This is a genomic window from Pseudomonas xionganensis, from assembly GCF_009763245.1.
Taxonomy (GTDB): domain Bacteria; phylum Pseudomonadota; class Gammaproteobacteria; order Pseudomonadales; family Pseudomonadaceae; genus Aquipseudomonas; species Aquipseudomonas xionganensis.
On the sequence record NZ_WKJZ01000002.1, the window covers coordinates 139,332 to 164,412 of the forward strand.

Consider the following 25,081-nt stretch of genomic DNA (forward strand, 5'->3'; position numbering starts at 1 on the left):
ATATGCCTTGGCAGGTTAGCAATTAACGCGCCAGCACACGGAAAAAGAACGACACAGCTACAGGCGCAGAGCCTCAACGCAACTGATTAAACAGATTCAATCCGGCGATCTTGACGTAACTCTGCTGCGCGGCCTCCAGAATAATGGTCTGGAACGACAGACGGGAAAGCGCCTCGGCATAGTCCAGCTCGCGCAGCTCAGCCTGGACCGCCTTATTCACCAAGGTGACGTCTTCGTTATCCGTCTCGGTGGTTTCGATCAGATTGAGACGGGCACCGATCTCGGTCTGCACCTCCAGCACCTTGCCCAGACCGTTATCCAGGTTGGTCAAAGCAATCGCCACCTCATTACGCACCGCCAGATTACCGGCAGGCGATGTGGGCGATGACTCCAGGGCCTGACGCAGGCGGCTGATGGTATTGAGGATACTGCGCTGTTCCTGAAACTGCGGCTGTACACCGAACTCATCGCCGCCCGCCACTGCAGCCGGGGCAGACAGGGTGAAATCGGCGCCGAACACGGTAAAGGTCGAGGGGTATGGTCCGGCCGCCGTCCCGGTTGCCAGCACTGGGCTGCTGGGGCCTACCGGCTGGGCATAGACCTCATAGTCGGTGTCATTGGTAAAGCGCAGGACGATGCCGGAGGTGGGGAACTGGCTATCGAAGGCAGCCTGGTTGCTGATGCCTGCCGGCGCCACCACTGCGACCGAGTTGTTGGTCGAGGAGCGGGTTACGGCAAAATCCGTGGGGGCCGATTGCAAGGTAAAACTGTGGGTGCCTATACCTGGCGCGCCAGGCAAGGCTGGCGGCTGGATATCGGCCAGCAGGTTATCCAGATCCAGCTCGTTATCGCCTTCTTGCAGGACCACATCCAGTTGGAAGCGCATGCCGCGGAAATTGATGACGTTACCGCCATTGACCAGGGGATCGATCTGACCGCCGCCCGGCACTTCCGAGGTGACGTCAGCACCGGCGCCGTCATAGATGCGGAACTCAGAGCCACTGACAAACACCAGCGAATAGGGCTCGCCGCCACGGAAATCGCTATTGAACGCCTGGTTGTCCTGCACCAGCCCCGGAGAGATAAATACCCGCTGTTCGTCGGCGGGCAACGCCGGGATGGTGGTGGCGGGTAACGGCGGGGTGGGCAGCGCCGGATTATCGACGCCGGCCGCCTCCAGCACCCGGTTGGCATTGCTCACATCTTCAAACAGACGCTTGCCGTTGTCGTTGATCGCCACATTGGTCGAACCGGCCACCTGCAGGCTGCGCTGGCCCTCATCACCCTGATAGGAGTAGGTGCCATCGGGGTTACGCAAAAAGGGTTCGGTCTTGCCCAGAAAGCCGCTGAACAGGTATTCGCCACGGGCGTTGCGGCTGTTCATCAGATTAAGCAATTCGTTTTCGCGCTCGCTAAGTTCCTTGGCAATGGACTTGCGGTCATTGGCAGACAACGCCCCGCCACCGGCCTGCACCGCGAGTTCACGGATGCGCTGCAGCACATTGACCATGGAGGTGATGGTGGTTTCTTCCTGGGTCAGGCTGTTTTTCGCGGCGGTGAGGTTCTCCTTGTACTGCCCCAGTACCGCCTGTTGCTGCTCCAGCTGCAGCAGACGCACCGAGGCCACGGGGTCATCGGCGGGAGTGAGAATACGGTTGCCGCTGCTGATCTGCTCCTGGGTACGAATCACATTGGCATAGTTGCGCCCAAGGCCATTGACCCCGTTGTTGAATGCCTGGATGGAAGAGATGCGCATGACCATGGTTCTAACCTCGATGTCCTGTCGGCGGCGAATAGCCGTCAGAACGAGTTAATCAGTGTATCGAACAGAGTACGGGCAACTTGAATAATCTGTGCCGAGGCCTGGTAGTACTGCTCGAACTGGATCAGTTTGGCAGCTTCTTCATCCAGGTTCACCGCCGACACCGAGTCACGATTGTCGGAAGCCTGCTTGAGAATGGCACTGGTGGCCTCACCATCGACACGCGCCTGACTGGTCAGGGTGCCCACCCGCTCCACCAGGTCGCCGTAGGCATCGGTAAAACTCGACCCCGTAGTGGCAGGTGCATTGGGATTGATGCCGATGACTGCACGATTCTGCAGGTCGATCAGTTTCAACGCGTTGCGGTTATCCGACACACCGTTGGTGTTGAAGGAAACCGAGAAGTTATCACCGCCCTGCGGGCGCCCACTGATGGTGACCTCATACTCGAAGGATGAAGGCACCACAGGCGGACCTGCGGTAGCGGGCACGTTGATGGTCAGGGTGTTGTTCTGCCCCGGGACGATGATGCCGGTGTCAATCACGTTGCCGTTTATATCCACCACGTCGTAACCCTGGGTCGCCCCACCGGCTGCGCCCATGACAATGCGCAGCGGCGGCGCATTGCGCAGGCTGGTTTCCAGATCGGCCTTGGCCACCGGGTCATAAATATCGATTTCAGTGATCAAAGTCGGCTGGCTGATGGTGCCGGTGCCGATATTGGCCGGACTGGTCTGCGACTTGAGCGGTGCGGCAAAGGCCAGCTCTTCCGGGTTTTTCATATCCGAGCGGATGTATTCGCCGGCATTGCGGGTCGGCATGATGCGGAAACGGTCGCCGGCAGCAAAAGTGCCTGCGGCAACATTCACGGAAAACCCATCAAAGATCAGCGGTGTGGCGCTGGTGATGTCATAGGGCGCCGGCGCCGGCACCAGAGGCGTGGAAGGGTCGGCATCATCATCGTAGACCGGCACCACCATGGTGCCGTCAGATACCCGGCGCACGGTGTATTCGGTGGCACTGGTGAACTCCACCTCATAGTCACTGGTGGTCAGCTGGGTGGTGTCCTCGATCAGCACATTGAGGTTGGCCGTGGTATCGCTGTTGCCGATACGCGCCAGGCTGCGCTGGCCGATCAGTACCGGGTCGTTGAGCTCGCGAAACAGCGACTTGCCAAACTCGCCATTGAGGTCCAGGCCCTGGCCCAGCTGACGATTGACCTGATCGGTGACCGACAAGGCCAGGCGGCCGACGGCATTGAGGGTGACATCCAGCACATCCTCGCGATAACGAATCAGGCCGCCCATCTCGCCACCGGTGATCAGCGAGGTGATGCCCTGACGCGACTGGCCGCTGACGAACTGCACCTCGCTGCGCAGTGGATCGGACAAGCCCGGCACCACTTCCAGACGCGAGGCCTGACTGCCTACCACCAGCGGCTGACCTGAGCCCACAAACAGGTTGAAGCTGTTGTCATCCTGCGGAACCACCGTCACGCCGATAAAGGTCGCCAGCTTGCGCACCGTCTCGTCGCGGGCATCGATCAGATCGTTGGGCTGCCGGCCATTGGCTGCTGCCACGGCAATGGCTTCATTCAGGCTGGCGACCGAGGTGGCCAGCTGATTGACCTGATCGGTGACGGCCGACAGCTGCTTGTTGATAAAGGCGTTCTGCTCATACAGACGGTCATAGACGGTGTTGAAGCGCTTGGCCAGGCCTTCGGCCTCGGACAAGGCCAGCTGCCGTGCCGGAATATTGGCAGGGTCTTCGGCGGCGGTTTGCAAGGCGGCAAAGACCTTCTGCAAGCCCGGGTTGATGCCCGTGGTGCTACCGGCCAGCAGGGAGTCGAGCTGGTTGATCTGGCTCAGATAGGCCTTTACATCACTGTCCAGGGCCGTGCTGCTGCGCACCTGGGTGGTCAGAAAGTCGTTGTAGATCCGCCGCACATCCACCAGCGTGGTGCCGGAGCCGATATAGCCGGCGCCACTGAACTGCGGCACCCGGGTCGCCTGGATGGTTTCCTGACGGGTGTAGCCCGGCGTATTGACGTTGGTGATGTTGTGGCCGGTGACCGCCAGCGAGGTCTTGTTCGCCGACAGGCCGGACAGGCCGATATTGAGTAGGTCAGCCATGGCTTATCATCCACGGGTCGGCGGCGTGCCGACTGCCGCTACGGTCTGGTAGGTCTGCATCTTGCGCGCGATCTGGGAGATCTTGCGTGCATAGTTGGGGTCGGTGGCGTAGCCGGCCTGCTGCAGTTCGTGCACGAAACGTTCGGGGTTGTCAGTGCTGCTCAGGGCTTTTTGATAGCGCCCGTTATCCTGCAGAAAGCTCACATAATCCTCGAAACTCTGGGCAAAGGAGTCATAGGCGCGAAAACTCGCCGCTTCCTTGACCGCCTTGCCGCTCTTGTACTCGGTGGTCAGCACCCGTGCCGACTCGCCATCCCAGCTGTTGTGGGTCTTGATACCGAACAGGTTGTGGCTGCTGGAGCCGTCCTGCTGACGAATGATCGACTTGCCCCAGCCGGTTTCCAGGGCAGCCTGGGCCACCAGATAACGGGCATCGACGCCAATCTTCTCGGCCGCCTTTTCCGCCATGGGCAGCATGGTGGCGACGAAGTCCTGGGGCGAACTGAACATGGACTTGCCCGGCGCCAAAGGCGGCTGGGCGATACGGCGGCCACTGATGGCATCGCTACCCGCCAGGCTCAGGGCCTTGTCAGGCGGCGCGGCAAAGCTCTTGGCCGGAATCCAGTCGTTCTGCGCCAAGGCCTGCCCCTCTGGCTGGGTAGCCGACGGCACAATCCCGGCCAGCAGACGGTCGGTCAGCTTGCCCGGCAAGGCCAGACGGCGCTGGTTGATCAGGGGGGCATCGTTGCGGCTGCTATCGACCTGGGCCAGGGGCTTGCTCGGCGCGGCGGGCACGGGCTGATCGACCTGGGCAAAGGGATTGGGTCGGCTATCGGGTTGCTTGAGCTTGGACATCTGCCGCTCCAGCACCTGGGCCAGGCCAATACCCTTGCCATCATTGGCCAGGGTCAGGGACAGCTGCTGATCGTGCATGTCCTGGTAGGTCTTGCCTTCACTGCTGTTGAGGTAGTTACCCTCGGCAAATACATCGTTGGCCTTGCGCATGGCCTTGAGCATTTCATTGAGGAACAGCGACTCGAACTCCTTGGCGACCTTGCGAATGTTCTGCTCGCTGTCACCGCCCACCTTGAACTGGTTCAGGCGGTTGAGATCGGTGAAGGTGCCACTGTCCAGCGGGCTTTTACCATTGCCGAGCAAACCGGCGGAAAGTCGAGAGTCCATGATGCTGTCCTCTTGCTTAAATCACGATCAGATCGGCCTGCAAGGCGCCGGCTTGCTTGAGCGCCTCCAGGATGGCCATCAGGTCGGAGGGTGCTGCGCCCACCTGATTGACCGCACGCACGATCTCATCCAGCGTGGTACCGGGACCAAACTTGAACATCGGCTTGGCCTCCTCGTCGGCATTGACCCGCGAGCGCGGCACCACCGCGGTTTCGCCGCCGGAAAGGGCCTCGGGCTGACTGACAATAGGGTCTTCGGTAATGGTCACCGTCAGGCTGCCATGGGTCACCGCAGCTGGCTGTACCCGCACGTTCTGGCCGATGACGATGGTGCCGGTCCGTGAGTTGATGATGACCTTGGCCACCGCCTGCCCCACTTCGACCTCAAGATTTTCCAGAATCGACAGGTAATCCACCCGCTGACTGGGATCAAGCGGCGCACTGACCCGAATCGAGCCGCCATCCAGCGCCTGGGCGACCCCCGGGCCGAGCAGCTCGTTGATATGGTCGACGATGTTCTTGGCCGTGGTGAAATCGGGACGATTGAGGTTCAACGTCAGGTAGTTGCCCTGATCGAAACCGCTGGGCACTGGCCGCTCCACCGTGGCGCCACCGGGGATACGCCCAGCCGACGGTACATTGACGGTAATGCGCGAACCATCGGCGCCACCGGCATCGAAACCGCCCACCACCAGATTGCCCTGGGCGATGGCATAGACGTTGCCGTCGATGCCCTTGAGCGGCGTCATCAGCAGGCTGCCGCCACGCAGGCTCTTGGCATTGCCGATGGAGGAGATGGTGATGTCGATGGTCTGCCCTGGCTTGGCGAACGGCGGCAGGTCGGCATGCACCGACACCGCGGCCACGTTCTTCAACTGCACATTGCCGCCCTGGGGCACCTTGATGCCGAACTGCGCCATCATGTTGTTGAAGGTCTGCACGGTGAAGGGGGTCTGGGTGGTCTGGTCACCACTGCCATTGAGACCCACCACCAGGCCGTAACCGATCAGCTGGTTACTGCGCACGCCCTGGATGCTGGCCAGATCCTTGAGTCGCTCGGCCTGGGCCAATGAGGCGCCACACGCAGTCAGCAACAGGATTACCCACTTAGCCATAGTCATGGAAATCACCCTCAAAACGGCCACATGGGGCTAAGAAAGAACCGGCTCATCCAGCCCGGCTGGGTCGCATCGGCAAAGGCTCCGGTGCCCGAGTAGGTGATGCGCGCATCGGCGATACGGGTCGAGGACACGGTGTTGTCCGTGGCGATGTCATCCGCTCGCACCAGGCCGGCAATGCGCACCAGTTCGTCACCGGTATTGAGGGTCAGCCACTTTTCACCCCGTACCAGCAGAATGCCATTGGGCAGCACTTCCGCCACCGATACGGTGATGGAACCGGTCAGGCTATTGCTTTGCCCGGCCTGGCCCGAACCCTGGCTCTGCCGCTCGGCCTCATAGGCGGCCTCCAGGCTCAGATTGTCATTGGTCATACCCAGCGCATCAGCGACTCGCCCCAATCCACCAATAGCTGTTAACGGATTTTGTGGCGCCACCGCCATGCCAAACAGGTTGGGCACACCCAGGTCACCAGAGCTGTTCTTCTGGATATTGGTGTTGCTGTTCTTGCTGGCCTGGGTGCGCTCGTTGAGGGTAATGGTGATGATGTCGCCCACCCGGTAGGCCTTGCGGTCGCCGAACAGGTTGCTTTCAAAACCCGCCTGGTAGATCGAGCCGTTGTTCTGTGCCGGCGGCAAGGGCGTGCGGGGCAGAACCGGCGCGTAATAGGGGTCGTTGGGTTTTGGCGGTGGCGACATGCAGCCACTCAAGCCCAGGGACACCAGCACAGTCAACAGCATCATCAGCCGGTTCATATTCACTACCTCATCTCTGCCGGAGCCATTGAACACTCAGCTCCTGCACTGTTTAGCCGTTAAAGATTCTGCGACAAGGTGCCGAGCATCTGATCCGCCGTGGAAATGACCTTGGAATTCATCTCGTAAGCGCGCTGGGTGGTGATCATATTGACCAGTTCTTCCACCACGCTGACGTTGGAGTTCTCCAGGGTGTTCTGCAGGGTCAGGCCCAGACCATTCAGGCCAGGCGTCCCCACCTGGGGGGCGCCACTGGCACCGGTCTCCAGAAACAGGTTGTTGCCAATGGCTTCCAGACCCGCCGGGTTGATAAAGTCGGCGATCTGCAGATTGCCGATGACCTGCGGCTGCGGCTCGGCAGCGGTGGTCACCGACACGGTGCCGTCCTCGCCCACGGTAAAGGTGCGCACCTCCGGCGGCAGCACCACGGCCGGCTCCAGGGCATAGCCATTGGAAGTGACGATCTGTCCGTCGGAGTTCAGGTGAAAACTGCCATCGCGGGTGTAGGACACCGTGCCATCGGGCAACAGCACCTGGAAAAAACCGCGTCCATTGATCGCCATATCCAGGGGCTGCTCGGTGGTTTGCAGGCTGCCGGCGGTAAAGATTTTCTGGGTACCCGCGATTCTGACCCCGGTGCCCAGCTGCAAACCCGAAGGCAATTGGCTGTCCTGGCTGGACTGGCCGCCGGGCTGGCGACGAATCTGGTACAGCAGGTCCTCGAACTCGGCCCGATCACGTTTAAAACCTGTGGTCGAAACGTTGGCCAGGTTGTTGGAAATGGTGGTCAGGTTCATGTCCTGAGCCGCCAGGCCGGTCTTGCTGACCCAAAGTGCCGGAAGCATATCTGTTCTCCTCGGGCGCCTAGTTAATGGCGCCGCGCGTTGGTAATCAGGTCATCTGCAAGAGGCGCGCCATGCTCGCCGCATTGTCTTCGGCGGTGCGCATCATCTTGACCTGCAGTTCGAATTGACGGGACAACGACAGCATCGCGGTCATTTCCGTAACGGCATTGACGTTGCTGGACTCAAGAAACCCCGAGGTGATCTGCACCGTGGCGTCGGCTTCAACCGCCCCGTCACCCTTGAAGCGGATCAGGCCATCGGTGCCCTTCTCCATCTGCTTGAGATCCGGGTTGACCAGCTTCAGACGATCCACCTCGGCCAACACGCTGGGGGCTTCACCCAGGGCGCGAATGCTGATGGTGCCGTCCTGGCCGATCTCGATCTTTTGCTCGGGCGGTATGGCAATGGGGCCGGCGTTGCCCATTACCGGCAAGCCATTGCCGGTGCGCAGAACACCCAGCGCATCCACATTCAAACTGGCGGTGCGCACATAGGCCTCCGAGCCATCGGCCGCCTGTACGGCCAACCAGCCCTGACCACCAATGGCCACGTCCAGATCACGCCCGGTCTCCTGCAAGGTGCCGGGGGTAAAGTCAGTTCCCGGGCGCTCGCTCATGGCATAGACCCGCGCCGGATAACCGTCACCAAAGATCGGCATCGAGCGTGCCTGTTCAAAATCCCGGCGGAACCCCGTGGTCGACACGTTGGCCAGGTTATTGGCGTGGGCACGCTGGGCCAGGGTGTTCTGGTGGGCCCCCGTCATGGAGACATACAGCATCTTGTCCATGGTTACTCTCCGCGATGGGCCTTGGGCCCGCTGCTCTATAGCGAGTAACCAGCAAGGGGCGTGCCACCCTTCACGAACACGGCTAAGACATTGAAACTAAAAGGAAAAATTAAAAAAGCCCCCAATCAAGGGGGCTTTAAAACGTCAAACCGGCGACTTCTTGCCGCCAGCGGCAGACTCACTGAAGCGCTCAGCCGGATCAACGGATATTGAGAATGGTCTGCGTCACCGCACTGTTGGTTTCAATGGTTTTGGCATTGGCCTGATAGTTGCGCTGCGCCACGATCAGGTTGACCAGCTGATCCGACAGTTCGACGTTGGAGTCCTCCAGCGCACCGGATTGCAGAGCGCCCAGGGTTCCGGTACGCGGCGTGCCCACCACTGGCTCACCCGAGGCAAAGGACTGCACCCAGGCGGTCTTGCCCACCGGGGTCAGACCCTGCACATTGGCGAAGTTGGCCAAGACCACCTGCCCCTGAACCCGCGACTGGCCGTTGGTGTAGCGGGCAAACACCACGCCGGTATCGTCAATTTCCAGACCCGAGAGCTGGCCGGTGGTGTAACCGTCCTGACTGACACTGTTGACCGCAAAACTGCTGGAAAACTGGGTTGCCCCACGCAGATCAATGGCCACCCCAGTGGCACTGGCGTCCGCACCGTTGGGACCCCATACCGGAGGTACCGAGGTATCCGGTGCCGCTGGCACCCAGGTGGTCAGCTGGATCAGACCATTGGCATCCACGGTAAAACCGGTGGGCGCCGAGGCGATCAGCGCCGGCACATCCAACTGCCCCGAAGTGGTAAAGGTCAGTGGCACGGTGGATGGCGTGGTCAGGGTCGGATCATCCGGGTTACGCCCGTCGATCAGCACGTTCATATCCCAGCTGTTCGGGCCGGTCTTGATGAAGTACTGGGTAAAGACGTGGGCATTGCCCTGAGTGTCATAGATATTGGTCGAAGTCGACGAATTGTAGGTGGTCGGATCGGCCGGATTGAACGGCACGGTGGTGGGCACGGTATTGGTCGAATTCAGGTTGAACACCTGCTCCAGGTTTTCAGTCGCCCGCGGCGCCTGACTGGCCGTTTCGACACGCAGATCCCCCACAATGCCGTTCTGCAGGTTACCGGCATCGTCCACGGTATAACCCTGCAAGCGGTAGCCAAAGTTGTTCACCATAAAGCCATCACGATCCGTACCGAAATAACCGGCCCGGGTATAGCTGACGTCACCGTTGTTGCTGGTGACGAAAAAACCATTGCCATTGATCGCCAGATCGAGGGCGTTCTGGGTGTAGTTGATATTGCCCTGATTGAACAGCTGCGACACGTTGGCCAGCAGCACACCACTGCCCTGGGGGTTGGAGCCCGTACCCAGCACCGACGCGGCATAGACATCGGCAAACTCGGCACGCGACTGCTTGAACCCAGCCGTACCGGCGTTGGCGATATTGTTGCCGGTTACGTTGAGATCACTGGTCGCCGCCCGCAGACCACTCAGACCGATATTGAATGACATGGATGTCTCCTTTGCCGGAACTGCCGGCCACTAGAACCTGTTAGTTACTGACCGATGACCTGAACCTGGGACAAGGGCACCGAGCCCAGTCCCGCCAGGTTGAGCATCAACTCACTGCCGCCGAGCGTGACGCTGTCCACATTGGCCGGCAGCATGGTGTACAGCCCCTTGGTTTCATTGCCGTAGCTGGCCTGGGCCTCGAACTTGTAGGTGCCGGGCGGCAACAGATTGCCGCTGGCATCCTTGCCGTCCCAGATAAAGCTGACATTGCCTGCCGCCTGCTCACCCAGGTTGATCCGACTGACCACCGAGCCCGCCTGGTTGTAGACGTTGACGAAGACATTGCTGCTGCTGGTGGGCAGCACCGCGCTGGCGCGGAAACTCTGGCTGGTGTCCACAACAGCCTTGTCGGTCGGAACAATCACCTTGCGCCCGACCATGGAGGAAGCCTGCAGCGCCTGGGAGGACTGATAGCCGCTGAGCAGCGAGCCCATGCTGGAGTTCAGCTTCTCAATGCCTTCCACTTGGCTGAACTGGGCCAACTGGGCAATAAACTCACCGTTGCCCTGGGGCTCCAGCGGATTCTGATTATTCAACTGGGCCACCAGCAGATTGAGAAACTCATTCTTGCCAAGCTCCTTGTTCTGCGTGGTGTCCTGCTTGATCTGGTACTGATCGAGTGCCGAACTGACGCCGCTTACCGTGCTCATCCTGTCATCCTCACTGGTGGTTTACTGACCCAGGGTCAGTACGCGCTGCAGCATCTGCTTGGCGGTGTTCATCATCTCGACATTGGTCTGGAAGGCACGGCTGGCCGAAATCATATTGGCCATCTCCTCCACCACATTGACGTTGGGGTAGTAGACATAACCGCCTTCATCGGCGGCTGGGTGGTCGGGCTCGTAACGCGGCATCAGGCTGCTCTGATCCTCGACGATGCCCAATACCTGCACGCCGCGACCGGCTTCATCCTGCTCGGCAAACAGCGAACCACGATCGCTGCCCTGAGCCTGCTGGAACACGGTGGCGAACACCGGATGACGGGCGCGGTAGGTCTGATCGATGCTCGAAGACACCGTCTCGGCATTGGCGATATTGCTGGAGATGGTATTCAGGCGAGTGCTCTGGGCACTCATGCCGCTACCGGCGATGTTGAATACATTGGCAAGTGACATGGCTCAGGCTCCTTTATTCGCCGCGCAGGGCGCTAACCAGCCCTTTGAATTTGCTGTTGAGCAGGGTAAAGCTGGCTTGGAAATGCACCGCGTTTTCCGCGTAGTTGGACTGCTCGATCTGCAGGTCAACCGTGTTCTGGTCGATCGAAGCGTGCAGGGGGCTGCGATAGAGCAGACCGGCTTCGCCGCTGGAGATACCCTCAGCGGCAATGTGCTTGCTATCCGTGCGGTTCAGGCTGACCGGGCCACGCGCGCTCTTGTTGCTCTGTTCCGCCAGGACAGTGGCAAAGTCCAGGTCACGCGCCTTGTAATGCGGCGTATCGGCATTGGCGATGTTATTGGCCAGTACCTCGGCGCGCTGGGCACGAAAGCCGAGCGCCTTTTCATGGATACCCAGTGCACGATCGAAGCTGATGCTCATGGTCAAACCTTTGCCCTTAGGGCCCTGCTCGTTTTCCGTGCAAGTCTTAAAGCAATGGCCGTGCCATTATTTTTTATTGTTATTTATCAATCTCTTATAGATATTTTCAGGTGTCATTCGGCCGTAAGCGGCAAAGCTTTTCCGCTTGCGGGCAACGCTTGCGGCAATCGGCAAGGCTGCTGTAGCGACCTATGGCAAATCACAGGCAAAAAAACGGGAGGCCATGGCCTCCCGCTTCGCTGTCCAACAACTGATTGTTATTTGGCCTTGTAGATAATGCCCGGGCTGCACTGCACCATCTGATAGAGATGAGGCAACCCGTTGAGCGCTTCGGAAGCCCCCAGGAAGAGGTAGCCACCGGGCTTGAGCTGGGCATGGATGCGCGTCAGGATGTCCTTCTTCACCTCCGCCGAAAAATAGATCAGCACATTGCGGCAAAAGACGATGTCAAACTTGCCCAGCGCGGCATAGCTGTCGAGCAGGTTCAGCGGGCGGAACTCGATACGGCTCTTGATCGCCGGCTTGACCACCCAGCGTCCGGGCCCCTTGGGATCGAAGTAACGCTGCAAACGCTCTTGGGATAACCCTCGGCCCATGGCCAGGCTGTCGTACTCGCCGGACTTGCAGTTGATCAACATCGACGGCGACAGATCCGTGGCCACTATCTGCGCCCCGGCCTTGAGCTGGCCGATATTGGTTTTCTCGAACTCATCAATGCTCATCGACAGGGAGTAGGGCTCCTGTCCCGAAGAGCAAGCCGCCGACCAGATGCGCATACGCTGACCCGGGCTGGCCTTGATCATTTCCGGCAGAACCCGGTTCTTCAACACCTCGAAGGGGTAGGTATCACGAAACCAGAGGGTTTCGTTGGTGGTCATGGCATCCACCACCTGCTCGCGCAGGCCACTGCGCGGCTGGCTTTGCATGCGCTGCACCAACTCCCCGAGGGACTTGATGCTGTTCTGCTCCATCAGCTTGTTGAGACGACTGGAAACCAGGTACTGCTTGTTGCTTCCCAGCAGAATGCCACAAGCTTTTTCCAGGAAAGTCCGGAACTGCTCGAAATCCAAATTACCTGTAGACACTCGCGAGGCCTCGACAAACATAGTATTCACTGAGGGCCAAGCCCTCAGTCCCCAGCCGCTAGCTTGATGCGCTCGACCACTCGCGCGGCCAAATCATCAGGGCGGAATTTGGCAAGGAAGTCATCCGCCCCCACCTTCTTGACCATGGCCTGATTGAACACGCCAGACAGTGAAGTATGCAGGATCACGTGCAATTTGTTCATGCGGGGATCAGCACGTATTTCAGCCGTCAGGGTGTAGCCATCCATTTCCGGCATTTCGATATCGGAAATCAGCATCAGAAACTCCTCGGCCGGGTTCTTGCCTTCATCGGCCATGGTCTTGAGGTACTCCAGCGCCTGACGTCCATCGTTGAGCGCCACCACTTCTACCCCGACCGTCTCCAGGCAGCGCGTGACCTGCTTGCGCGCCACCGACGAATCATCGCAGGTCAGCACGCGCATGCTTACCGCGCGGGCCTGGGTCTGTTCGTCAATCACCCCCTCGGAAATCACCTCGGAAGTCGGCGCGACCTCCGCGAGAATTTTCTCCACATCAATGATTTCCACCATCTTGTCATCCAGATGGGTGACCGCCGTCAGATAGTGGTCACGGCCGGTCCCCTTGGGTGGCGGATGAATCGATTCCCAGTTCATGTTGACGATGCGCTCAACCGACTGCACCAGGAAACCCTGCACCTTGGTGTTGTATTCGGTAATGATCACAAAACTGCTGTCGATATTCTCCAGCGGCGCATTACCGGTGGCCATGGACAGATCCAGAATCGGGATGGTGCCGCCGCGGATATTGGCCACCCCACGCACGACTCGGCTGGACTTGGGCATGATGGTGAGTTTGGGGCACTGCAGCACCTCCTTCACCTTGAACACATTGATCCCATACAGCTGGCTGCCCCCCAAGCGGAACAGCAACAACTCCAGGCGATTCTGACCAACCAACTGAGTACGTTGGTTAACCGAATCCATCACACCGGCCATACCCAAGCTCCTTATATGAGAGCACTACTGATCATGCATTAATCGTTAGCGTAGCAGGCGGCACGCACCTTGCTAAACGACCTGCATGAATACTGAAACGACAAGTTACCGACACCGCCTGGCAAAGTGCCGCCATTGGCGAGCAGTTTTACCCGCTTTGCTGACATTCGGCTACAGCATCTGCAGCGCGGCCAATGCCACCCTACCCGAGCAACTTATCGGCGCCAGCCAGAGCTTTCTTGAGCAGGCAGTGGGCAATTATCTGCAGCGTAGCAATATCCAGGGTCGCCATGAGATTCAGATCAACCGCCTGGACCCCCGACTACGCCTGCCGCAATGCGACCAGGAACTGAGCATCAGCCTGGAAAGCCCCGCCGAACCCATTGGCCGGGTGACCCTGCGCGTACGCTGCAACGGCAGCTCACCCTGGACGGTCTTCGTACCTGGCCAAGTGCGCCTGTATCGGGAAGTGGTCACGGCGGTACGCCCACTCAAGCGTGACGCCATCTTGACGGCAAGCGACCTGGCCATGGCCGAGCGGGATGTCGGCTTGATCAGCCAGGGCTACCTGAACGCACTCAAGCAGGCAGTTGGCAAAAAATTGACACGCCCCCTGCTACCCGATCAGGTACTGACACCCGCATACTTGCAACCGGCCGAAGTTGTGCGCCGCGGTGATCAGGTGGTGATCAGCGCCCGCAGCGGCAGCATCAGCGTTAGAATGCCCGGCGAGGCCTTGAGTGACGGCACCATCGGCCAGCAGATACGCGTGCGCAACCAGCGCTCCAACCGGGTGGTACGCGCTCGGGTGACAGGCCCGGGACAGGTGGAAGTGGCCATGTAGGCACGAATCTTGTTTAGTATTTACCCAAGGATTTTCTACACTGTGGTTGAGGCCCCTGCCGAGCTGCGAATTTTCTTCTAAAGTTTTCGCGGGCAACGCCGACAAGCTAGGCAAGCGTCCAAACACTGTTCGAGGTTTTGCATCATGGTCATCGATTTCAACCGGCCCAACAACGCCACTACGCCAGCCAATTCGGGGCGTACTGGCAGTGCTCAGCCCGGTGTCCAGAATGAGGCCGTCACGAGCAAACAACCTGCAGCGCCCGCCACTGCCAGCGAACAGGCAACTACTGCGAGCAAGAGCGGCGAGTCCGTTCAACTGAGCCGCGAAGCCCAGCAGCTGCAGAAGATCAGCGAAAAGCTGCGCGACCAACCTACAGTCAACAAAGAGCGCGTGGCTCAGCTCAAGCAAGCCATCGCCGAAGGCAGCTATCAGGTCGACAGCCAACGCGTTGCCAGCAAGCTGCTGAATTTCGAATCCCAGCGCTAGTCTCAAGGCTGCGCCGGGGTAGTGGACGCCCAATAAAGCATGCCTGCCATGCTTTACACCCCGGAACCCATCATGCACGACCAAACCCTGCTGGATCTCTTCACTCAGGATATCGGTACGGCCGAGCAGCTACTTGAGCTGATCGATCGCGAATTCCAATATTTGCAGGATCGTGACCTGCAACAGTTGCAGCAACTCCTGAGTGACAAACAGCCCCTACTCAGCCTGCTTGATCAGCATGGCAGCAGTCGCAGCCAGTTACTCAATGCGTTGCAGTTGAGCGCTGACAGCCAAGGCCTGCAACAGCTGGCGGCACAATCCAGCCTCGGCCCACAGCTGCTGAGCCAGGCTGAACGGCTCAACGAGTTGCTGCAACACTGTCAGGCGGCCAACCTGCGCAATGGCCGGCTAATCCGCTCCAGCCAAAGCTCGAATCAGAGCATCCTCGGCATTCTGCGCGGCAACGACACGCCAAACCTCTATGACAGCCGGGGTAGTGCCGCTAGAATCGCCCAGCAGCGCCCGCTTAGCCAGGCCTGAATCCATAACAAGGTACAGGGACATGCTGTCACATTGACAGTATGCTAGTACCCAAGCATTTGTCGGAGATTCATGGACCGTGTCCAATCCCTTTAGCCAGGAAGATGGCCCGCAACCCCCCAAGCTGCTCAAGGCACCTGTGGAAATCGTGGCCAACCTGCGCCTCCTGCAACAGAACCACGACCCCCTGATCATCACCTTCGAAGGCCGCAATCAGCGATTCCAGAGTTATGTGATCGAGGTGGATCGTGACAAGCAGCGCCTGATCCTTGACGAACTGATCCCGCGCGATGGCGAGCGTTTCCTGCAGAACGGCGAAGCGTTCAAGGTCGAAGCCTTTCATGACGGCGTGCGCGTGGCCTGGCAGTGTGATCATGAGGTCCGCATCAGCGAGCATGAAGGCGCGCGCTGCTATATCAGCCCCCTGCCCGACGAAGTGCTCTACCACCAGCGCCGCAATGCATTCCGCGCGCCACTCAAGCAGGCCGACCTGATCAAGGTCAGCCTGGCCAGCGACAAGCTGCGCGACACCTACAATGGTCAACTGCTGGATATTTCAGCCACCGGCTGCAAACTGCGCTTTCCTGGCAATATCAGCGAGGCGTTGCAGGCAGGGCAGGTATACGAACGCTTTACCGCCCACCTGCCCTTTGGCGCCCTGACCACGCCGATCGAACTGCGCCATGTGCAGTACGAAGACAAACTCGACATTACCTTTGCCGGCGCGCGCTTCTACCGCATGGCGGGTAATGAGCAGCGCCTGGTGGAACGCTTCGTCTACCAGTTGCAGCGTGAAGCACGACGCTTCGAGAGTGACGGCCTGTTCTAACTCAGATCTGGATGCCCAGCGCCTCTAGACGCGCCAGGTCTTCCGGACGATCCACATCCCACAGGGCCTGCAGCTCATGATGGTTCCAGGCCAACTGCTGCAGGCGCTCCCGGGTCATGGCCAGCACCTGCTCGGTGCCCCAGGGCATATCGCTGAACAGCAGGTTGTCGCTGCGACGCAGCCCCAGCAGTACATAGCCACCGTCCTCGGCAGGCCCCAGCACCACGGGATGATTGTGCAGCGCCGCGCAGGCGTGCCCCAGATAGGGTCCGTCCAGGGCCGGACAGTCATTACCGATCAGAATCACCCCATCGCTACTGGCCAAGCCCAGGGCCGCGATACGCCGCATACGCTCGCCCAGATCCCCAGCAGGCTGCTCCATCAGGGTCCAGCCAAGCTGCTCGGCCAGAGCTTGCAGCTCTGCGCCAGGGGCATCATCCAGCCATAGAAAGCGCTCGCAGAAATCTGCCGCAGGCAAGGCCAGGGCCCGCTCCAGCAGGAGCTGCTGCAGGCTGCAGGCGCCCTCCTCGCCCAAGGCCGGGATCAGACGTGTCTTGACCTTGCCCGGTACTGGCGCGCGGGCCAGCATATGCAGGGAAAACGACAGACTCATCCTCAAGCTCCTCGCTGATAACGCCGGGCCAACTTCTCCGGACTGGTCCCGCAATAGTAGGCCAAGCGCAGGCACCACATCAGCCAGACCGTGCGCCAGACCCCGTTTTGCTGCCAACGCCGACTGGAGGTCTGCAAGACCGCACGCAGACAATACGGTCGCTGCCGGCGTTTGAGGCGCTGGCACAACTCGATATCTTCCATCAACGGGATGTCGGCATAGCCACCCAACGCCTCGAACTGACGCCGATCGACAAAGAGACCCTGGTCGCCACTGGCAATACCGGTGATACGCGAACGCAGGCTGATCATACGACCGATCACCCCCAGCGCCAGCCCACCACCACTGAGCCGCACATCGAAACGCCCCCACAGGGGACGCTGGCGTAGTGCAGCCTGCAAGGCTTTGAGCGCCTGCGGGCCAACCCGGGTATCGGCATGGACAAACCACAGGTAATCGCCCTGGGCTGCTGCCGCACCCAGATTCATTTGCCTGGCCCGACCCGGCGCACAATGCAGCACTCTATCAACCCGGCCCTCGGCCAGGGCACAGGTGCCATCCTGACTGCCGCCGTCCACCAGCAACAGTTCGGCGCCAGCGCCTCGCAGCTCAGCCAGATCGGCCAACAGCAACGGCAATGCCTGGGCCTCATTGCGCGCCGGGATCACAATGCTCAGCGAAGGCGTCACCGTGCCTGCGCCTGCTCGGTCTGATCCGCCTGCACGGCATCGCCGTCCTGCATCTGCTCCTGCACCAGCTGCTCATCCACCCGCGGGTCGAGGGCCGCTGCCAGAGGCGAGCTGGCCGTGCTATCCGGCATGGGAATGTGATGCAGCGGCGCATCCTCGACCTGATGCAGGTGAGTGACCCGCTCCGGCCGCACACGCCAGACCAGGATCAAGGCGCAGACACTGACAAAGGCATAGAGCATATTGGCACCGACAAAACGCATCAGCACCCCGGCCAGCAGCGGCCCGATACTGGCGCCGACGCCAAAGGTGACCAGCAGCATGGCCGTCAGGGATACCCGCCGCTCGGCCTCCACATGGTCGTTGGCCAAGGCCACGGCCAGCGGATACAGGCTGAACTGCAGGGCACAGACAGCAAAACCGACGGCGAACAGCAGGGGCAACAGTGGCTGTGGCAACAGCGCCAGGGGCAAGGCGGCCAGCGCCAGCACCGCACTGCAACTGCGGATCAGCACGGTGCGATCACGCCGGTCCGACAACCACCCCAGAGGCCACTGCACCAGCAGCCCCGCCAGGATGCAGCTACCCATAAACAGACCGATCTGCTCGGTGGACAGGCCAATGCGCGTGCCATAGAGCGGTGCCAGGCCATAGAAGGCACCGATCAGCAAGCCGGCCACGGCAATGGTGGTCAACGACAGCGGCACCCGCCCCAGGAAGAAGCGTATATCCAGCGGTGCCGGATGCAGCGGCGCAGGGTGCAGCTTGCGGGTCAGGGCCACCGGCACCAGGCACAGGGCAAAGCACAGCGCCACCCCCATCAGCAGCTCCACGCCCAGACCGGGATGCACCACCAGCACCAGCTGCCCCAGGATCAGTCCCAGATAGGAAGCGCCCATGTAGCCGGCAAACACCTGCCCTCGCTGACTGCCTTCGGCCTGCTCATTCAGCCAGCTCTCGATCACCATGTACTGACACATCATGCACAGACCCACCAGCATGCGCAGCAGCAACCAGGCCGGCAACCAGTCCGTCAGCCCATGCACCAACACAGCCGCCGTCACCACCCCGGCGCAGGCCACATAGGCGCGGATATGCCCAACCCGGGCGATCAGCCTGTGCCCCAGCTTGCCGCCCAGCACCAGGCCCAGGTAGTTGGCCGTCATCAGCGCACCGACCCACAGGCCATCGGCGCTCTCCGACAGGCGCAGGCCGAGATAGGTGCTGAGCAGACCCGAACCGAGCAGCATCAGCAGAGTGGCGAAATACAGCGAACTGAAGGATTTGAGAATCAGGCTCATGGGGCGGCGCCGGGCTCCTTGTTGGGCCGCCGGCGCATAAACCGACGGGAATAACTCAGATCACCAGGATCTGCTCAGGCCTGGGCAGCCAGAACACGGCGTTCCCAGGGGGTAATCTCATCGAAGAAGCTGGTCAGCTCCAGCGTCTTGGTAGCGATATAGCCTTCGATAAACTCGGCGCCGAACAGTTCACGGGCCAGGTGACTACGCTCCAGGCGCTCGATGGCTGCATGCATGGTACAGGGTAGCCGCAAATGCTCGGGCACTTCGAACTCGCCCTGGATCGACGGGCTGGGCGCAAGCTGCTGCTCGATACCATAGAGCCCGGCGGCCAGACTGGCGGCCAGGGCCAGGTAAGGGTTGGCATCAGCACCGGGCAGACGGTTCTCCACCCGCCGTGCAGCCGGCGAGCTGGCCGGAATGCGCAGGCCGGCAGCGCGATTGTCCTCGGACCAGCAGGCGTTGTTGGGCGACGCATAGGGATGACAGAGGCGCTGATAGGAATTCACATGGGGCGCGAACAGCAAGGTGAAATCCGCCAGCGCCGCCTGCTGACCGCCGATAAAGTGAGAGAACGCCGGGGTCGGCTGGCCATCCTCGGCGGTGAAGATATTGCGCCCACTGCCCTGCTCCACCACGCTCTGGTGAATATGCATGGAACTGCCCGGGGTGTGCGCCAGGGGTTTGGCCATGCACACCACATTGAGGCCATGCTTGAGACCCACCTCCTTGAGCAGGTGCTTGAACAGCAGGGTCTGATCGGCCAGCAACAAGGCATCACCATGCAGCAGGTTGATCTCGAACTGGCTGACGCCCATCTCATGCATAAAGGTGTCACGCGGCAGCCCCAGCGCTTCCATGCAGCGATAGACCTCGCTGAAGAAGGGCCGCAGACCATTGTTGGAGCTGACGCTGAAGGCCGAGCCGCCATCCTCGCGCCGCCCATCCAGCCCCAGCGGCGGCTGGAACGGCTGCAACGGGTCGGGGTTGGCGGCAAAGACAAAGAACTCCAGCTCGGTGGCCACCACCGGTTGCCAGCCATGCTCGGCGTAACGAGCCAGCACTTTTTTCAGCAGCCCACGGGTGGACAAACCCGAACTGCGCCCATCCAGCTCATCGGCATCACAGATGGCCAGGGCCCGCGGCGTATCACTCCAAGGCAGGCGATGTACCTGGCCCGGCGCAGCATTCAACGCCAGGTCACCATCGTCACTGCCATAGAAACGCGCCGCCGGGTAACCGCCCATGATGCATTGCAGCAATACACCTCGGGCCAACTGCAGGCGCCTCCCCTCAAGAAAGCCCTCGGCCGTCATCACCTTGCCCCGCGGCACCCCATTGAGATCCGGGGTCACACACTCAATCTCATCAACACCGCGCAGCAACTCAATCAGGTTCGCGCGTCCAAGGCTACTCATCTGCTGTTGTCCTTATCTATGCATAGCCGCCAGTCCGGCCCAGGCGAACAAAATACGCAGCGCATGTTCGAAATTTCAAGCACGAGGCGCTATTCCGAGTCGTTGGCCAATGTTCACCGGCATAAGCATCAATCAATTAGATATTAAAAACCGGGCAATACTCGCTATAAGAGCGCCTAAAGTCTGACCTAAAAATATTCCAAGTAATTGATTTTTAATAAATAAATACAACTATCAAGGCCATCGATTATTACCATGCCCAGACTGCACTTCTTGATCAAATTTTCGTAAGTATCATGGGCCCCGTACTCACTTACCGCCCCTACGGAGCCTGAAGATGAAAAAGCAAATCCTCTCTGCCCTGCTACTCACCAGCCTGTCCGCAGGCGCTTTTGCCCTACCACCAAGCCTGCCTCAACCCCTGCTGGGCGAAAGCCGCGACAGCAGCCTGCAGACGTTGGAAAACCTCGGTCTCAAGACCCTGGCCGAGGGCGGTGCCGAGCGCCTGCAGCAGCGCTTGAAAATCGCCGAAGACGGCGCTGATCGTGTAGGCCGCAACCGTATCGCCGAAGGGGGTGCCGAACGCCTGCAGCAACGCCTGAAGGTCGCCGAAGACGGCGCTGATCGTGCAGGTCGCAACCGTATCGCTGAAGGGGGTGCCGAGCGCCTGCAGCAACGCCTGAAAATCGTCGAAGACGGCGCTGATCGTGTAGGTCGCAACCGCATCACCGAAGGGGGTGCCGAGCGCCTGCAGCAACGCCTGAAAGTCGCCGAAGACGGCGCTGATCGTGTAGGTCGCAACCGTATTGCCGAAGGTGGCGCCGAGCGAACCCTGAGCAAACGCAGCGTCTAAAGCATAGCCCCAGCCTTTCCAGGCGCCGAAACCGGCGCCTGGCTATTGCCTTCCTGGCACAGCCCATACATGGCGGCGTTGTGCTAAAGTCGCCGGCTATTTTTCTGGCCGGGCAGACAGGTCTGGCCGAAAGCCCCATCAACACCCCCGCAACCGTCCTGGCGCAGCCATCAGCCACATGCATAGCCGCAACGACAGGCTCGCCCAGAGATCACCGGTTCAGCTACCTGCTCCGAGACGCCCGCCATGTCCGCTGCTCAACACCCTCTCCTGCACGTCTTTACCCGCACCAGCCTGGTACTGCAAATCCTCGTCGGCCTGATCGCCGGCATCACCCTGGCCCTGTTCATGCCGCAAAGCGCAGGCAGCGTCGGTCTGCTTGGCGATGTCTTCGTCTCTGCCCTCAAGGCCGTGGCGCCGGTGCTGGTCTTTGTGCTGGTGGCCGCCTCCATCGCCAACCATCAGCAGGGCCAACAGAGCCATATCCGCCCGATCCTGCTGCTGTACCTGATCGGCACTTTCAGCGCCGCAATGATCGCCGTGGCGGCCAGCTTTGCCTTCCCCTCCAGCCTGACCCTGGCCAGCACCGACGCCGCCCTGACGCCTCCAGGCGGCATCGCCGAGGTGCTCAAGACCTTGCTGTTCAAGGCCGTGGACAACCCGGTCAACGCCCTGCTCACGGGCAACTTTATCGGCATTCTAGCCTGGGCCATCGGTCTGGGCTTTGCCCTGCGCCAGGCCAATGCCGCCAGCAAGCAGCTGCTCAGTGACCTGGCCGCAGCCGTGACCCATATCGTCAAGCTGGTGATCCATCTGGCGCCGCTGGGCATCTTCGGTCTGGTGGCCGCAACCCTGGCCGAGTCCGGCATGGGCGCGCTGCTCGACTATCTGCACCTGCTGCTCGTTCTGGTGGGGTGCATGCTGTTCGTTGCCCTGGTGATCAACCCGCTGCTGGTGGCCTGGAAGATCCGTCGCAACCCCTACCCGCTGGTCTTTACCTGCCTGCGTGAAAGCGGCTTGACCGCCTTCTTCACCCGCAGTTCGGCGGCCAATATCCCGGTCAACCTGCAACTGTGCCAGCGCCTGGGCCTGCACGAGGAAACCTACTCGGTGTCCATTCCCCTGGGCGCCACCATCAATATGGCCGGCGCCGCCATCACCATCAGCGTGCTGACCCTGGCCGCGGTGCATACCCTGGGTATCGCGGTGGATCTGCCCACCGCCCTGCTGCTCAGCCTGCTGGCGGCGGTCAGCGCCTGTGGCGCTTCGGGCGTGGCTGGCGGTTCGCTGTTGCTGATCCCCCTGGCCTGCAGCCTGTTCGGCATTCCCAATGAGGTGGCCATGCAGGTGGTAGCCGTGGGCTTTATCATCGGCATCGTCCAGGACTCGGCGGAAACCGCGCTGAACTCCTCCACCGATGCCCTGTTTACCGCTGCGGCCTGTATGGGCGAAGAGCAGCGCCGCTAAACACCCGCGCAAACAAAAAAGGCTTACGCAGTGCGTAAGCCTTTTTGTTTTCTTAAGTGGCGTCCCCTGCTGGAATCGAACCAGCATCTAGCCCTTAGGAGGGGCTTATTCTATCCGTTGAACTAAGGGGACAGGGCCGGCGGGCTTAGCCCGCGGCCGGGCGGCATCTTAGCGGGCCTGAATGGGTTTGTCATGCCACTGCCACCTTGGCTTGGCCATACTGGAGCAAAACCAGCGGAGACCGCCATGCACCCGGCCAACCCTTCACACCTGCCCGACTCGCCCTTTGCCGACTACAGCCTGCGCGCCGCCAGCGTCACCGACGCCCAGGCCCTGGCCGTCCTGCTGCAACAGCTGGCCCCGGAAGAACCCAGGGCCGATGCCAGGTTGCTGGCCCTGCGCCTGGGCGAGCTGCCCAGCCACTGCCTGGTGCTGGTGGCCGAACGCGGCGGCCAGCTACTGGGCACCTGCAGCCTGCACCGTATTGATCACCTGGCACACAACTTCGCCCGCTCGGCGATTCTCGAAGATGTGGTGGTGCACAGCGACGCCCGCGGCCTGGGCATCGGCCAGGCGCTGCTGCGCAGCGCCGTGGACAAGGCCAGGGCCTGGGGTTGCTACAAGCTGGCGCTGTCCAGCAACCAGAGCCGCGAGGCGGCGCACCGCTTTTATGAAAAGCAGGGCTTTAAGCCTCACGGCGTCAGCCTGGCGCTGACCCTGGCCTAAACCGCTGATGGAAAACGCTTCGCGGTTTTCCACCCTACTCCGAGCTGGCCGGGGTGGATTAACGGCGCGTTATCCACCCTACGCGAGGCCTGCCGTAGGGTGGACAACGCCTTATCCATCCACAATTTAGAACACGCCGAGGCTATGCAGGAACACCACCAGAATGGCCACCGGGGTGATAAAGCGCAGCAACTGCCACCACAGGTTGAACAGCTGCGGCTGGTCGATACCCAGAGACTCCTGCACGGTCTTGCGGCTCAGTACCCAGCCGGTAAACAGCACGGTGGCCAGGCCGCCCAGGGGCATCATCAGGTTGGTGGTCAGAAAGTCCAGGCTGTCGAAGAAGGTCTTGCCAAACAGGGTGACCTCGCTCCAGGCATTGAAGGAAAACACCGTGCCCAGACTGAGCAGCCACAGCGCCGCACCGCTGCACAGCACCGCCTTGAGACGGCTGATCCCGAACTTCTCGCTCAGCCAGGCGATGGTCGGCTCGCTCAGGGAGATGGCCGAAGTCAGGGCGGCGATGGCCAGCATGATAAAGAACAGCCCGCCGACCACCTGGCCCAGGGGCATCTGGCCGAAGGCGATCGGCAGGGTGACGAAGATCAGTCCCGGTCCGGCCCCCGGCTCCAGGCCGTTGGCAAATACCAGCGGGAAGATCGCCAGCCCGGCCAACAAGGCCACACCTGTATCGGCAATAGCCACCATGATCGAGGTCTTGGCGATCGAGGTGCCAGCCGGCAGGTAGGAGCCGTAGGCCATCATCGCGCCGCTGGCCAGGCTCAGGGTAAAGAAGGCATGACCCAGGGCCACCAACACTCCGGTGCCACTGAGCTTGCTGAAATCGGCATCAAACAGAAAATGCACGGCCTGCATAAAGTGCCCGGTGGTCGCGGCATAGCCCACCAGAATCAGCAGCAACACGAACAGCCCCGGCATCAGAAAGCGCAGGGAACGCTCCAGGCCGTCGCGCACGCCACAGGCGACAATACCCAGGGTCAACACCAGCACCAGGGTGCCGTAGCCGGCCAGTTTCCAGGGGTTGGCCAGTAGCGCACCGAACAGTGCACCGCTGGCTTCGCCATCCAGCCCGGCGAAGGCGCCGCTGGCAGCAGCCGGGGTATAGGCCAGGGCCCAGCCCGCCACCACCGCATAGAAGCTCAGGATCAGAAAGCCGCAGATAACCGCCAATGTGCCCAGCCAGCGCCAGTGCTGGCTGGCACCGGCCTCCCGGGCCATGGCCGCGATGGCACCTTCGGGGTTGGCGCGGCCGCGCCGGCCGATCATCACCTCGGCCATCAGCAATGGAATGCCGATCACCAGGATGCACGCCAGGTAGACCAGAACAAAGGCACCGCCGCCGTTCTCGCCGGTGATATAGGGAAACTTCCAGATATTGCCCAGGCCCACGGCCGAACCGGTGGCGGCCAGGATAAAGGCCCAGCGCGACGACCATAAGCCACGCTTGCCATCATTGCGGGAGCCGGCCAGGGAGGTGGCGGCGATGCTGTCTTGACTCATCGGGTTTTACCCTCTTGTTGTTGTGAAAAAGTCAGGG

Annotated in this window: 25 protein-coding genes and 1 tRNA gene; 7 read left to right on the top strand and 19 right to left on the bottom strand. The window is 60.9% G+C overall.

Annotated elements, in window-relative coordinates; all coding sequences use genetic code 11:
• Positions 1 to 73: 73 nt before the first annotated feature.
• From GJV18_RS13240 to GJV18_RS13300, 13 genes are all read right to left on the bottom strand, one after another.
• The gene (locus GJV18_RS13240; protein ID WP_178113452.1) at positions 74 to 1,756 is read right to left on the bottom strand and encodes a flagellar hook-associated protein 3; all 1,683 of its coding nucleotides are present in this window, start codon (positions 1,754 to 1,756) and stop codon (positions 74 to 76) included.
• Between the two features lie 44 nt (positions 1,757 to 1,800).
• The gene (flgK, locus tag GJV18_RS13245; RefSeq protein WP_160346365.1) at positions 1,801 to 3,894 is read right to left on the bottom strand and encodes a flagellar hook-associated protein FlgK; all 2,094 of its coding nucleotides are present in this window, start codon (positions 3,892 to 3,894) and stop codon (positions 1,801 to 1,803) included.
• A gap of 6 nt (positions 3,895 to 3,900) precedes the next feature.
• On the bottom strand, positions 3,901 to 5,076 hold the full coding sequence (gene flgJ / locus GJV18_RS13250; protein ID WP_160346367.1) for a flagellar assembly peptidoglycan hydrolase FlgJ: 1,176 nt from the start codon (positions 5,074 to 5,076) through the stop codon (positions 3,901 to 3,903).
• 16 nt (positions 5,077 to 5,092) lie between these two features.
• Entirely contained in the window at positions 5,093 to 6,196 is a 1,104-nt protein-coding gene (locus GJV18_RS13255) for a flagellar basal body P-ring protein FlgI (protein WP_407692362.1), read from the bottom strand.
• 11 nt (positions 6,197 to 6,207) lie between these two features.
• A complete protein-coding gene (gene flgH, locus GJV18_RS13260; protein ID WP_178113453.1) occupies positions 6,208 to 6,948 on the bottom strand; it encodes a flagellar basal body L-ring protein FlgH in 741 nt (246 codons plus the stop codon).
• Positions 6,949 to 7,007: 59 nt separating this feature from the next.
• Positions 7,008 to 7,793 carry a flagellar basal-body rod protein FlgG gene (gene flgG, locus GJV18_RS13265; protein WP_160346369.1) on the bottom strand — a complete coding sequence of 262 codons (786 nt, stop codon included), beginning with the start codon at positions 7,791 to 7,793 and terminating at the stop codon, positions 7,008 to 7,010.
• 46 nt (positions 7,794 to 7,839) lie between these two features.
• A complete protein-coding gene (locus GJV18_RS13270; RefSeq protein ID WP_160346371.1) occupies positions 7,840 to 8,580 on the bottom strand; it encodes a flagellar basal body rod protein FlgF in 741 nt (246 codons plus the stop codon).
• 199 nt (positions 8,581 to 8,779) lie between these two features.
• A complete protein-coding gene (flgE, locus tag GJV18_RS13275) occupies positions 8,780 to 10,096 on the bottom strand; it encodes a flagellar hook protein FlgE (RefSeq protein ID WP_160346373.1) in 1,317 nt (438 codons plus the stop codon).
• A gap of 44 nt (positions 10,097 to 10,140) precedes the next feature.
• Positions 10,141 to 10,806 carry a flagellar hook assembly protein FlgD gene (flgD, locus tag GJV18_RS13280; protein WP_160346375.1) on the bottom strand — a complete coding sequence of 222 codons (666 nt, stop codon included), beginning with the start codon at positions 10,804 to 10,806 and terminating at the stop codon, positions 10,141 to 10,143.
• 21 nt (positions 10,807 to 10,827) lie between these two features.
• The gene (gene flgC, locus GJV18_RS13285) at positions 10,828 to 11,271 is read right to left on the bottom strand and encodes a flagellar basal body rod protein FlgC (RefSeq protein ID WP_160346377.1); all 444 of its coding nucleotides are present in this window, start codon (positions 11,269 to 11,271) and stop codon (positions 10,828 to 10,830) included.
• A gap of 13 nt (positions 11,272 to 11,284) precedes the next feature.
• Entirely contained in the window at positions 11,285 to 11,692 is a 408-nt protein-coding gene (flgB, locus tag GJV18_RS13290) for a flagellar basal body rod protein FlgB (RefSeq protein ID WP_160346379.1), read from the bottom strand.
• A gap of 257 nt (positions 11,693 to 11,949) precedes the next feature.
• Positions 11,950 to 12,777, bottom strand: a complete 828-nt coding sequence (gene cheR, locus GJV18_RS13295; RefSeq protein ID WP_160346381.1) for a protein-glutamate O-methyltransferase CheR — start codon at positions 12,775 to 12,777, stop codon at positions 11,950 to 11,952.
• A gap of 44 nt (positions 12,778 to 12,821) precedes the next feature.
• Entirely contained in the window at positions 12,822 to 13,754 is a 933-nt protein-coding gene (locus GJV18_RS13300) for a chemotaxis protein CheV (protein ID WP_160346383.1), read from the bottom strand.
• 85 nt (positions 13,755 to 13,839) lie between these two features.
• On the opposite strand from GJV18_RS13300, the gene flgA reads away from it, so the two are divergent.
• The 4 genes from flgA to GJV18_RS13320 all read left to right on the top strand — a co-directional run bounded on the left by flgA (position 13,840) and on the right by GJV18_RS13320 (position 16,456).
• Positions 13,840 to 14,598, top strand: a complete 759-nt coding sequence (flgA, locus tag GJV18_RS13305) for a flagellar basal body P-ring formation chaperone FlgA (protein ID WP_160346386.1) — start codon at positions 13,840 to 13,842, stop codon at positions 14,596 to 14,598.
• 144 nt (positions 14,599 to 14,742) lie between these two features.
• Positions 14,743 to 15,087 (top strand): flagellar biosynthesis anti-sigma factor FlgM, encoded by a 345-nt coding sequence (gene flgM / locus GJV18_RS13310; protein ID WP_160346388.1) that lies wholly within the window; start codon positions 14,743 to 14,745, stop codon positions 15,085 to 15,087.
• A gap of 72 nt (positions 15,088 to 15,159) precedes the next feature.
• Positions 15,160 to 15,627 (top strand): flagella synthesis protein FlgN, encoded by a 468-nt coding sequence (locus tag GJV18_RS13315; RefSeq protein ID WP_160346390.1) that lies wholly within the window; start codon positions 15,160 to 15,162, stop codon positions 15,625 to 15,627.
• Between the two features lie 79 nt (positions 15,628 to 15,706).
• Positions 15,707 to 16,456, top strand: coding sequence for a flagellar brake protein (locus GJV18_RS13320; RefSeq protein ID WP_160346392.1), 750 nt, complete (start codon positions 15,707 to 15,709; stop codon positions 16,454 to 16,456).
• A gap of 1 nt (position 16,457) precedes the next feature.
• Here GJV18_RS13320 and GJV18_RS13325 read toward each other — a convergent pair whose 3' ends face one another.
• From GJV18_RS13325 to GJV18_RS13340, 4 genes are all read right to left on the bottom strand, one after another.
• Entirely contained in the window at positions 16,458 to 17,069 is a 612-nt protein-coding gene (locus tag GJV18_RS13325) for a TIGR04282 family arsenosugar biosynthesis glycosyltransferase (RefSeq protein WP_160346394.1), read from the bottom strand.
• Between the two features lie 2 nt (positions 17,070 to 17,071).
• Positions 17,072 to 17,758, bottom strand: a complete 687-nt coding sequence (locus GJV18_RS13330) for a TIGR04283 family arsenosugar biosynthesis glycosyltransferase (protein ID WP_178113454.1) — start codon at positions 17,756 to 17,758, stop codon at positions 17,072 to 17,074.
• The gene (locus tag GJV18_RS13335; RefSeq protein ID WP_160346396.1) at positions 17,755 to 19,059 is read right to left on the bottom strand and encodes an MFS transporter; all 1,305 of its coding nucleotides are present in this window, start codon (positions 19,057 to 19,059) and stop codon (positions 17,755 to 17,757) included. Before GJV18_RS13335 ends, GJV18_RS13330 begins: the two co-directional genes overlap by 4 nt.
• Before the next feature lie 74 nt (positions 19,060 to 19,133).
• Positions 19,134 to 20,375, bottom strand: a complete 1,242-nt coding sequence (locus GJV18_RS13340) for a glutamine synthetase family protein (RefSeq protein WP_178113461.1) — start codon at positions 20,373 to 20,375, stop codon at positions 19,134 to 19,136.
• A gap of 439 nt (positions 20,376 to 20,814) precedes the next feature.
• Between GJV18_RS13340 and GJV18_RS13345 the strand changes: the two genes are divergently transcribed.
• Entirely contained in the window at positions 20,815 to 21,330 is a 516-nt protein-coding gene (locus tag GJV18_RS13345; protein ID WP_160346400.1) for a phage infection protein, read from the top strand.
• 246 nt (positions 21,331 to 21,576) lie between these two features.
• A complete protein-coding gene (gene sstT / locus GJV18_RS13350; RefSeq protein ID WP_160346402.1) occupies positions 21,577 to 22,797 on the top strand; it encodes a serine/threonine transporter SstT in 1,221 nt (406 codons plus the stop codon).
• A gap of 57 nt (positions 22,798 to 22,854) precedes the next feature.
• Here sstT and GJV18_RS13355 read toward each other — a convergent pair.
• Positions 22,855 to 22,929 (bottom strand) — tRNA-Arg (locus GJV18_RS13355).
• Between the two features lie 114 nt (positions 22,930 to 23,043).
• On the opposite strand from GJV18_RS13355, the gene GJV18_RS13360 reads away from it, so the two are divergent.
• Positions 23,044 to 23,523 carry a GNAT family N-acetyltransferase gene (locus tag GJV18_RS13360; RefSeq protein ID WP_160346404.1) on the top strand — a complete coding sequence of 160 codons (480 nt, stop codon included), beginning with the start codon at positions 23,044 to 23,046 and terminating at the stop codon, positions 23,521 to 23,523.
• Between the two features lie 126 nt (positions 23,524 to 23,649).
• Here GJV18_RS13360 and GJV18_RS13365 read toward each other — a convergent pair whose 3' ends face one another.
• Positions 23,650 to 25,044, bottom strand: a complete 1,395-nt coding sequence (locus tag GJV18_RS13365; protein WP_160346405.1) for a sodium-dependent transporter — start codon at positions 25,042 to 25,044, stop codon at positions 23,650 to 23,652.
• Positions 25,045 to 25,081: the final 37 nt, after the last annotated feature.